This is a genomic window from Flavobacterium sp. UBA7680, assembly GCF_002482975.1.
GTDB lineage: Bacteria > Bacteroidota > Bacteroidia > Flavobacteriales > Flavobacteriaceae > Flavobacterium.
Window position 1 is genome coordinate 1 of the sequence record NZ_DLHA01000012.1, and the last position, 10,053, is coordinate 10,053.

Below are 10,053 nucleotides of genomic sequence, written 5' to 3' on the forward strand. Positions count from 1 at the left end.
GCTATAAACAACTTTTCAACAAAAATATAGAGACTGTGAACTGTTTTTCGAGGTTTATAAACAAGATTTAAAGAATCAATTGTTAATTAAACTGATTTAGATTTTTGAGAAATTTATCGTTTTTGTAGTTTATCAAACAAAAAAATGTCTACTTCTTAAACTTCCCTTTTAAAGCCGCTAAAGCCGACATCATATCATTTGGATCGTAGCTTGCCACTTCTTCTTTTTTAGGAGCTGGTTTTTTATGCGCTGTTACGCCTTCGCCTTTCATGGATAAAGCAATGCGTTTACGTTTTACATCGCACTCGGTTACATTTACCCATACTTGCTGTCCTACTTTTACAATTAAGTTAGGGTCATCTACAAATGTATCGCTCAACTGAGAAATATGCACTAAACCATCTTGATGCACACCCACATCTACAAAGGCACCGAAATTAGTTACATTAGTAACAATACCAGGCAAACGCATTCCTTCTCTTAAATCCTCAATACTGTGTACGTTTTCATCAAAACTAAATATCTCAAATGATTTACGCGGATCTCGTCCCGGTTTTTCCAACTCACTCATGATATCTTTTAAAGTTGGTAAACCAATAGCATCGGTTACATATGACATTAAATTAATTTTCTTACGTAATTCTTTGTCATTTATCAAATCATCAATGCTGCAATTTAAATCGCTAGCCATTTTTTCTACAATATGATAAGCCTCAGGATGCACCGCACTTTTATCTAAGGGATGAATACCATCTCTGATTCGTAAGAAACCTGAACATTGTTCAAACACTTTATCTCCCATACGATTTACTTTTAATAAATCTTTACGAGATTTAAAAGCACCATGCTCGTTGCGGTAATCCACAATATTTTTAGCTAAGTTTTCGCCAATACCAGATACATATGATAATAATTGTTTAGAAGCGGTATTTAACTCAACCCCTACTCCGTTCACGCAACTCATGACCACATCATCCAATTTATTTTTTAAAGCTACTTGGTCCACATCATGCTGATACTGACCAACACCAATAGATTTTGGATCTAATTTTACTAATTCTGCTAATGGATCGGCTAAACGGCGACCAATAGAAACCGCACCACGCACGGTTAAATCATATTCAGGAAATTCTTCACGAGCTACATCAGAAGCAGAGTAAATAGAAGCGCCTGCTTCACTCACCATAATAACCGGAATTGTTTTTGGCAATACCTCAATACTTCTAATAAATTGTTCTGTTTCACGAGAAGCAGTTCCGTTTCCGATGGCAATAGCTTCTAATTCATATTTAGCGCACAAAGCCATGACTACATGTTGCGAATCCATTACACGACGTTGTGGTTCGTGTGGATAAATAACAGTTTCTTCAAGTAATTTTCCTTGCGCATCTAGGGCTACTACTTTACAACCAGTTCTAAAACCAGGATCAATAGCCAGTATTGATTTTTGTCCTAATGGAGATGCTAATAGTAACTCTCGTAAATTATCCGCAAATACTTGTATCGCTTTTTCATCTGCTGTTTGCTTCGTCATTAAACGCATTTCTGCTTCAATGCTTGGTTGTAACAAACGTTTGTAGCCATCTTCAATAGCTAAAGCAATTTGCTCAGCACACTCATTACGAGAGGTGATGAATTGTTTTTTTAATTGTTCATGCGCTACTTCATCATCAATGATGATATCTAAAATTAAAAAGTCTTCTTTCTCTCCACGACGCATGGCTAACATGCGATGGCTTGGGCAAGACATTAAAGGTTCTTCCCACTCAAAATAATCTTCAAATTTTTGTCCTTCCTCTTCTTTTCCTCTAATTACTTTTGTTTTAATGATGGCCGATTTTTTGAATAACGTTCTCATACCTTCACGAGCAACAGCATCCTCACTAATTATCTCAGCAATAATATCTCTTGCGCCCGCTAAAGCATCATCAGGATGTTCAACGCCTAGTTCTTTATTAACGTATTGTAAAGCTTCCGGAAACAACTCTTTAGTTTGTTGTGCTAAAATTAATTGCGCTAATGGTTCTAAACCTTTTTCGCGAGCTGCCGTTGCTTTGGTACGGCGTTTTGGTTTGTATGGTAGATATAAATCTTCTAAAGTCGACAGCGTTTCGGCAGCTATAATTTTATCAGATAATTCCTGAGTTAACTTACCTTGTCCTTCAATAGATTTTAAGATGCTTTCACGACGCTGTTCTAACTGACGTAAACGCTCAATTTCATTTTTAATCGTAAGAACTTGTACTTCATCTAAACTACCGGTAACCTCTTTACGATAACGTGAGATAAAAGGAACTGTTGCTCCTTCGTCTAATAATTCAACAGTTGATTTTACTTGCTTTGCATCGATTTTTAGTTCGGCTGCAATTTTAAAAAATAAAGAAGCGTCAGTCATTTTATAATGGTTTAAATAGTCCTATAAACAAATATAAACCTATAAAACCATTGATTTTATTGGATTTATCAACAGTTAACATTTTTAATAAACTTATAAAACACTCACAATTAAAGACTTATAAAATGAAATGTTGAAAAAATAAATTAGGTTAACATACCCAAAAAGAAATCAATAATAATTAAACCATTTTAGAGCACCTTATCCTTTCTCAAACACCTCTACTTCTGCCAATGGACTAAACAGATAAACAGAGCCTGTGCTTATTTCTTTACAGCGATAACGTTTACGAAGCTTTTCTCCTTTTTCAAAAATGCGAGAGCCATTATATAAAAAATGTGTGCGATATGGTAAATGCTCTAATAATATAAGATGTCCGTTGGTTTCGTGTGTATCATATAATTTTAGAGTTCTCATTAAAGTGGCATCACTACAACTGGCTGCGGCAGGGTTTTGCAAATACTTTCGTAAAGCATACAATATATCTAAAGGTAGATTATCTGTACTTAAAAACGGAGTCATTAATACTCTAAAAGAATGTTTCCATTCTTCGCCATGAGGAGCAACCGTATTACGGTATTTATTAAAGGTATGTAAATGAGCAATTTCGTGCACTAAGGTTATAAAAAAAGAATACTGATTTAAATTGTGATTGACAGTGATGGTATGATTGAGTCCGTCGCGTGGCGACGTATAATCTCCTAACTTAGTACTACGTTCTTTTGTGATTTTCAATTTAAAATCAAATTCAATAATCCAAATAGCAATTTGAGGCACAGCAAACTCTGGAATATATTTTCTTAATATTTCCGAATTACGTTGTATTTGTTGTTCTCTATGAGACATTTCTTAAAGGGACTTTAGAGACAGAAGAGATAAAAGAGAATTAAGAGAAAATTAAAATTTGTCTTGATTCCCTTAAGTCCAATAGTCTTTTCTGTCTATTCTATGGTTTATATTTCGATTTTGATAAAATTTTCTGTGCGTCTTTTTCATTCATCAAATCTTCTAAAGTAACATTTTCGTTATGTTCCATATAAGATTTTACAATTTGCCTTCCTAACCACATGGCAACCCTTGGAGGACATTCTTTACTAATTGCTCTTGTAAAAGGTCCGTCGCTCGTAAATTCCGATACTAATTTCATATCATTATCATACAACTTATTATCCTTTGCAAAAAAGCCCCACACGTTTTTTTCAAACTTATCAAGGTATTGCATTTGCGCAGTTGTATAACCCATTTTTATTGAGTCCTGAACATTCGGAAGCAGAGCATCACACACATAAAATATTTTACCGTAAAAAATCATATGGTACAATAAATTATTTACGGGATCTGCATTATCAAATTCAGTAATCATCCATCCTCTAACTGCATCAGATAGCACATGTTCCTTATTCATGGTTCGTGTTCTGAATTTAGGTAACTCCATCATATTATAAAAAATATTTTTACTGCCTAAATACATATCCAATCCAATTCCCAAAGTTGAATCTACATAAACTACATTGTATTGAAACCCACTCATAAAAGTTACATACTGTTTAGGCGTTTTACGTTTTGGAAAAAACGCTCTAAATCTTTTCACCACTTCTGTCATATCATCACCTAACAACTCCACATCATTATCCGAATATATTTTTATTAAATCATTATATGCTGTTTTTATATCATTGTTATTTATAAACCGTAACAGTGTTTGTGAATACAGTGAATCTATCTTTCCTCCATTATTAACAATCGAAGAAACGTATCTTGTATAAAAAGTAGTGTATTTTTTTTGATACTCAAGCATTTTTTGAGAACTGTTTTCCTGAGTCAATAAAAACACATCTTTATCCAAACGTTTAAAAATCACAGGATCAAGCTTAACCTTGCTTGTGTCAATATCTAACGGATTGTGCCCACAACTTGTTAAAAAATTAACAAATAAAGCCACGATAATAAGTTTTATTATAGATTTCATACCAAAATTATATTAATTTTACCATGTTAAATTATATAAAAAACAAAATACATGAAAAAGATTTTACTTATAGTTTCAAGCACATTATTGTTAGCTAATACGTTTTTTGCTCAGGATGATGCAGATAAAAAATTTCGTTTTGGGTTAAGAATATCTCCTACTCCAACTTGGTTAAGGAGTAATGATACTAAAGTAGTTGAAAAAGGCAGTACTAAATTTGGATTTGGATTTGGTTTACAAACAGAATTCAGAATCAATTCAACAGCATCATTTGTGACTGGAATTGGTGGCGATTTTTTAGGTGGAAAACAAACCTATAAAAACGGACAAGGATATGTTTTAGATAAAGACAATCAATATGTTGATTCTAAAGATTTTAATTTTTCTAAAGGTGCTGCTGTTATTAATGCATCAAATCTGAGTGATGGCAATAAACTTTATGAATTGAAAAGCAGATCTGTAAAAGCTACTTATGTTACTATTCCTATATTATTAAAATTAATGACAAAAGACATTTCAAGCTTTAAATACTTTGGTATGTTTGGAGGAAATATTGCCATTCAAACAAAATTTAATGCGACCGATGAAATAAATGAATTAAAATATGACTTAAGTTCTAACTCTTATGTTTCAAATGGTAGTAGTACAATTACTGATATGAAACCATCAGGCGATTTAATTCCTGTTAATGTTGGATTAAATGTTGGACTAGGAGCTGAATATAATTTATCAGGCTCTACCTCATTTTTCTTAAGTATTAATTATTTAAGAGGATTTATCAATCAATACCAAAGTACTTCGGATATTATAGTTGATAAAATTGCTGAAAATGTAAATAAAGGTACTTCTCCTTCAAAATCAAAGCAAAGCGCATTATCTGATGGTATCCAAATTAACATTGGTATATTATTTTAATAATTTAACGACTCCATAAAAAATCCCGACAAATCGTTGGGATTTTTTTATTTTTATGTAATTCAAAAATTATGAAACATCAAAGTATCATCAATCATATAGTAAATTGGTTAACGCACTATTCTCAAATTTCTAAAACAGATGGCTTTGTAGTTGGTATTTCCGGCGGAATTGATTCAGCTCTCACATCTACTTTATGTGCTTTAACAGGCAAAAAAGTAATTTGCTTAAATATGCCTATCAGACAATACAAAACAGAATATGACAGAGGAAATGAACATATTGAATGGCTAAAGAAAACTTACTCTAATGTTACTAGCGCAGAAGTTAACCTTACTTCTATATTTGAGGAAATGGAAAGAACTTATGATATGACTATTCAAGATTTTTTGACCATGGCAAATACCAGAGCAAGGTTAAGAATGACTACTCTTTACGCATATGCAGGACATCATAAATTACTGGTTGCCGGTACAGGGAATAAAATAGAAGACTTTGGAATTGGTTTTTATACTAAACATGGTGATGGAGGTGTTGATATAAGTCCTATAGCTGATTTAATGAAATCAGAGGTATATGCATTAGCTGCTTCTGTGGGCGTTATTCCCTCTATTTTAAACGCAAGGCCTACAGATGGTTTATTTGCCGATGGAAGAACGGATGAAGATCAAATTGGAGCCACTTATGATGAACTGGAATGGGCTATGCAATACCTTGAAAATAAGGACACATATGAACTAAATGAAAGGCAAAAAATTGTCATGGAAATTTATCAAAACAGAAACAGAGCTAATAAGCATAAAATGGATCCTATTCCGGTTTGCTTGATACCAAAAGAATTTTTTAAATAATTTTTATGGAAAAAAGAAAATGTATAGAATGCGGAGAAGCTTTTAACGGGAGAGCCGATAAAAAATTTTGCAGTGATTTATGCCGTAATGCACATAATAATAAATTAAATAGCGATCATGTTAATTATGTACGTAACATTAATAATATTTTGAGAAAAAACAGACGTATTATTGAAGAACTTTTACCAGAAGAAACCGCTAAAGTATCTCAACAAAAATTAACGGATAAAGGATTTAATTTTAATTATTTCACCAATATTACTACGACCAAAACTGGAAAAAATTATACATTTTGTTATGAGTATGGTTATTTACCTATTGATGGAAATTATTATCTTTTAGTAAAGAGAAAGGTTGAGGCATAGTGTCATGCTGAACTTTATTCAGCATCTCATCAGACCCTGAATAAAGTTCAGGGCGATGTAGCTTCATTACTATTTAATCCTCAATAATTATAGATACTTTATCTACAGGACCGTTCATTGGTGGAAGCAATTTTGTAACTTTTACCTTTGTTTCAATTAATTTAGGAAAAGCATGGATGATTCTATCATAAATTCTTTTTCCTACATGTTCAATTAATTTTGATGGGATTGTCATCTCCTCTTTACAAATATTAAATACGGTACAATAATCAATAGTTAAATTCAAATCATCTTTTACCGCTGCTTCATGAAAATCATACACCATATTAACATCCACAATATATTCACCTCCAATTTTAGTTTCCTCAGGTAAACAACCATGATAAGCATATAGTCTGATTCCTTCTACATTAATTTGATTTTTCATGTTTTTTATTTTTAAACGCAAAGAGCATCAAGTATTTACTATATTAATAATAAATCTAAACTGTTATTTCTCCTCTTAGGTTTGTTTCTAATAATTGTTTTATTTTAGATAGTGATACCTTTTGGCCTAATACAAACATTAATTTAGCAATAGCACTTTCAAATGTGATATCATATCCACTAATCACACCTATTTTTTTAAGGTTACTGCTGGTTTCATACATTCCAAGTATTACTTTACCTTCGGCACACTGTGTAACATTATAAATAATAATCCCTTTTTCAATTGCTTGTTTTAAAGCAGAAATAAACCACTCTTCGGTACTGGCATTACCCGCACCAAATGTTTCAACAATCACCGCTTTAATTCCAGGAGTGTTTAAAATTGCCAAAGTAATTTTTTTACTTAAACCCGGAAATAATTTGAGAACTGCAATATCATTGTCTAATTGCGTATGAACAATCAATGTTTTTTTTGCAGGCTTTAATAAAGCGCTTAGATTATACTGTATATCAACCCCAGCCTCCGCCAATGCAGGGTAATTAGGTGATTTAAAGGCGTCAAAATGTGCTGAATTGTATTTATAAGTCCGATTTCCTCTGTATAATTTATATTCAAAATAAACACATACTTCAGATACTAAAGGTTTTTTGTTTTTTTGAGCAGCAGCAATTTCAATGGCCGTAATCAAATTTTCTTTTCCATCCGTTCTGATAATACCAATTGGCAATTGTGATCCGGTTAAAATAACCGGTTTTGCCAGATTTTCTAACATAAAACTTAAAGCACTTGCTGTGTACGACATTGTATCTGAACCATGAAGTATAACAAAACCATCATGCTTTTGGTAATTATTTTTTATAATCTCGGCTATTTCAATCCACACGCGAGGGTGCATGTTAGAAGAATCAATAGGATGTTTAAAGGAAATAGAAGAAAGTTCAATGTCGAATTTTTCCAGTTCGGGAATTTGTTTTGACAAAGCTTTAAAATTAAAAGGCTTTAATTCACCGGTACGAGCGTCCTGCATCATTCCGATGGTTCCGCCTGTGTAAATAAGAAGGACTGAAGGTTTTGAATTTGCCATAAAGTAAAAAGCCTAAGACAAATATCTTAGGCTTTAATTTTTTATTAGAAAGGTAAATCGTCGTTATCTGAGATACTGCTATTAAAAACTGGAGCAGCCGTATTTTCCTGCATACCTGTATTACTTTGAGCAGGTGCAGACTGACCTGCAGATACTTTTTCAATTCTCCAAGCCTCAAGTGTATTAAAATATTTAATTCCTTGTGGACCATTCCACTCGCGGCCACGCAAGTTAAATTGTACTTTAATTTCATCTCCTTGATTAAAAGAATCAAGCATGGTACATTTGTCCTGAGTTACTTGAAAACTCACAAACTGTGGGTATGGTGTACTTAAATCTGTTGCTAGAACAAAATCTCTTTTTTGAAATTTGTCACTTACCTTCTGTGTGTCGTACTTTAATTTTAATTGACCTGTTACTTCCATTGTATGATATATTTACGTTATTGATTTACAAAACTAGGGTATTAAACAAATTTACAAAAGTTCAAAGTATTTTTCGGAAAAACTTAATCACAAAAAAGACAATGTTTTAACAATTTCGACATGAATTTTAGTCTTTTTTAGAAAATATTTTATAGATAATAAATATTACTTTTATTTATGAAAAAGAAGAACTCAAACAACCAAATATCAATCCCAAAATCCTGTTTTGATTTTTTAGCATTATTAAAAAAACATAATGACAGAGACTGGTTCAATGCTCATAAAGAAAAATTTTTATCGGAACAACTTCATATTGAATTTTTCGCTAATGCGTTATTAGAAGAATTAAATACACATGATATTATTGAAACTCCATCAGGTAAAAAATGTTTACATCGTATTTACAGAGACACACGTTTTTCGAAAGAAAAAACACCTTATAAAACGAATTGGAGCGGAAGTTTTAGAAGAGCTACAAAATACAGAAGAGGTGGATATTATTTTCATTTAGAATCCGGAAATAGTTTTATAGCAGGCGGCTTTTGGGCTCCTAACCCCGAAGATTTAAAACGCATACGTGATGATTTTGCTTTTGACGATGAGCCTATGCGTAAGATTTTAAAAAATAAAAATTTCATTTCAACTTTTGGATCCTTACAGGGAGAACAATTAAAAACAACCCCGAAAGGGTTTGATACTGAGAGCAAAGCAATAGATTTATTAAGGTATAAGCAGTTTTTAGTTATCAGGAAATTTTCAGATAAAGAAGTATTAAGTGAGAATTTTCTTAAAGAAGCGAATCAAACATTTAAAAACATGCGTCCGTTTTTTGATTACATGAGTGAAGTTTTAACAACTGATATTAACGGAATAGAAATTTAATTCCATTAAAGCATATACTATTTAATTAATTTTTCTAGTTCTGCTAATTTACCTGTTGCATAAGGATCATTAGGCTTTTGCTTAAGAGCCTCCTCAAACACCGGTTTAGCTTCAGCATAACGTTTCATTTTAAACAATTCATTTCCTCGTTTTATAGTCTCATTATATTTATTCGCACCAATAGCTGCAGGAATACTATATTTTGCTTCAGAAGAACCTATTTTACCTGATGCCCCTTCTGCGCCTGTATTAATTGGAGCAATCACTTTTCCGTTTTGTTCTTTATTTTGCTCTGCATTTTTTTTATCCAATTCTACTTTCTCAGCAGCTAGTTTTTCAGCATCCGCTTTTGCCTTTATTTCCGCCTCTTGTTTTTCTTTTATTATTTTTTCTTGCGCTAATCTTTCAGCAGCCGCTTTGGCTTTAGCGGCAGATTCTGCAGATGCTTTTTCCTGTGCTAGTTTATCTTTTTGAGCTTTCTCCTGCGCTAATTTTTCTGCTGCCGCTCTAGCCTTGGCGGCAGATTCTGCGACAGCCTTATCTTTAGCTGCTTTTTCAGCTGCTAACTTTTGCTGATTTGCCTTTTCCTGTGCCAATTTTTCTGACGCTGCTTTTTCTTGAGCTAGTTTCTCCGCTGCTGCCTTTTCTTGTGCTAGTTTCTCTTGAGCAGCTTTTTCTTCTGATGTTTTTTTCTCAGCCGCTAGTTTTTCTGCTGCTGCTTTCTCTTGCGCTAGTTT

The 10,053-nt window shown here is 32.7% G+C and carries 10 protein-coding genes and 1 pseudogene; 4 read left to right on the forward strand and 7 right to left on the reverse strand.

Features of this window, described 5'->3' with window-relative positions; translation table 11 throughout:
- Positions 1-148 precede the first annotated feature (148 nt).
- From B3C18_RS02005 to B3C18_RS02015, 3 genes are all read right to left on the reverse strand, one after another.
- A complete protein-coding gene (locus B3C18_RS02005; RefSeq protein ID WP_291141555.1) occupies positions 149-2,395 on the reverse strand; it encodes a Tex family protein in 2,247 nt (748 codons plus the stop codon).
- Positions 2,396-2,596: 201 nt separating this feature from the next.
- On the reverse strand, positions 2,597-3,241 hold the full coding sequence (locus B3C18_RS02010) for a SprT-like domain-containing protein (protein ID WP_291141558.1): 645 nt from the start codon (positions 3,239-3,241) through the stop codon (positions 2,597-2,599).
- A gap of 100 nt (positions 3,242-3,341) precedes the next feature.
- Positions 3,342-4,364, reverse strand: coding sequence for a hypothetical protein (locus tag B3C18_RS02015; RefSeq protein WP_291141561.1), 1,023 nt, complete (start codon positions 4,362-4,364; stop codon positions 3,342-3,344).
- Positions 4,365-4,415: 51 nt separating this feature from the next.
- Between B3C18_RS02015 and B3C18_RS02020 the strand changes: the two genes are divergently transcribed.
- The 3 genes from B3C18_RS02020 to B3C18_RS02030 all read left to right on the forward strand — a co-directional run bounded on the left by B3C18_RS02020 (position 4,416) and on the right by B3C18_RS02030 (position 6,495).
- Positions 4,416-5,279 (forward strand): outer membrane beta-barrel protein, encoded by an 864-nt coding sequence (locus B3C18_RS02020; RefSeq protein ID WP_291141564.1) that lies wholly within the window; start codon positions 4,416-4,418, stop codon positions 5,277-5,279.
- Between the two features lie 71 nt (positions 5,280-5,350).
- Positions 5,351-6,130: an NAD(+) synthase gene (gene nadE, locus B3C18_RS02025; RefSeq protein ID WP_291141568.1), complete on the forward strand. Its 780-nt coding sequence runs from the start codon at positions 5,351-5,353 to the stop codon at positions 6,128-6,130.
- A gap of 5 nt (positions 6,131-6,135) precedes the next feature.
- Positions 6,136-6,495, forward strand: coding sequence for a hypothetical protein (locus B3C18_RS02030; protein ID WP_291141571.1), 360 nt, complete (start codon positions 6,136-6,138; stop codon positions 6,493-6,495).
- Between the two features lie 73 nt (positions 6,496-6,568).
- Here the strand turns inward: B3C18_RS02030 and folB are convergent, their stop codons facing one another.
- Genes folB through B3C18_RS02045 form a run of 3 tightly spaced genes read right to left on the reverse strand, consistent with a single transcriptional unit; the run spans position 6,569 to position 8,434 of the window.
- Positions 6,569-6,922 carry a dihydroneopterin aldolase gene (folB, locus tag B3C18_RS02035; RefSeq protein ID WP_291141574.1) on the reverse strand — a complete coding sequence of 118 codons (354 nt, stop codon included), beginning with the start codon at positions 6,920-6,922 and terminating at the stop codon, positions 6,569-6,571.
- 55 nt (positions 6,923-6,977) lie between these two features.
- Positions 6,978-8,009, reverse strand: a complete 1,032-nt coding sequence (locus B3C18_RS02040) for an asparaginase (RefSeq protein ID WP_291141577.1) — start codon at positions 8,007-8,009, stop codon at positions 6,978-6,980.
- 44 nt (positions 8,010-8,053) lie between these two features.
- A complete protein-coding gene (locus B3C18_RS02045; protein WP_291141580.1) occupies positions 8,054-8,434 on the reverse strand; it encodes a DUF3127 domain-containing protein in 381 nt (126 codons plus the stop codon).
- A gap of 177 nt (positions 8,435-8,611) precedes the next feature.
- On the opposite strand from B3C18_RS02045, the gene B3C18_RS02050 reads away from it, so the two are divergent.
- Positions 8,612-9,316, forward strand: a complete 705-nt coding sequence (locus B3C18_RS02050) for a DUF2461 domain-containing protein (protein ID WP_291141582.1) — start codon at positions 8,612-8,614, stop codon at positions 9,314-9,316.
- Between the two features lie 17 nt (positions 9,317-9,333).
- Here the strand turns inward: B3C18_RS02050 and B3C18_RS02055 are convergent.
- Positions 9,334-10,053: pseudogene (locus B3C18_RS02055) on the reverse strand (hypothetical protein); the annotation flags it as partial.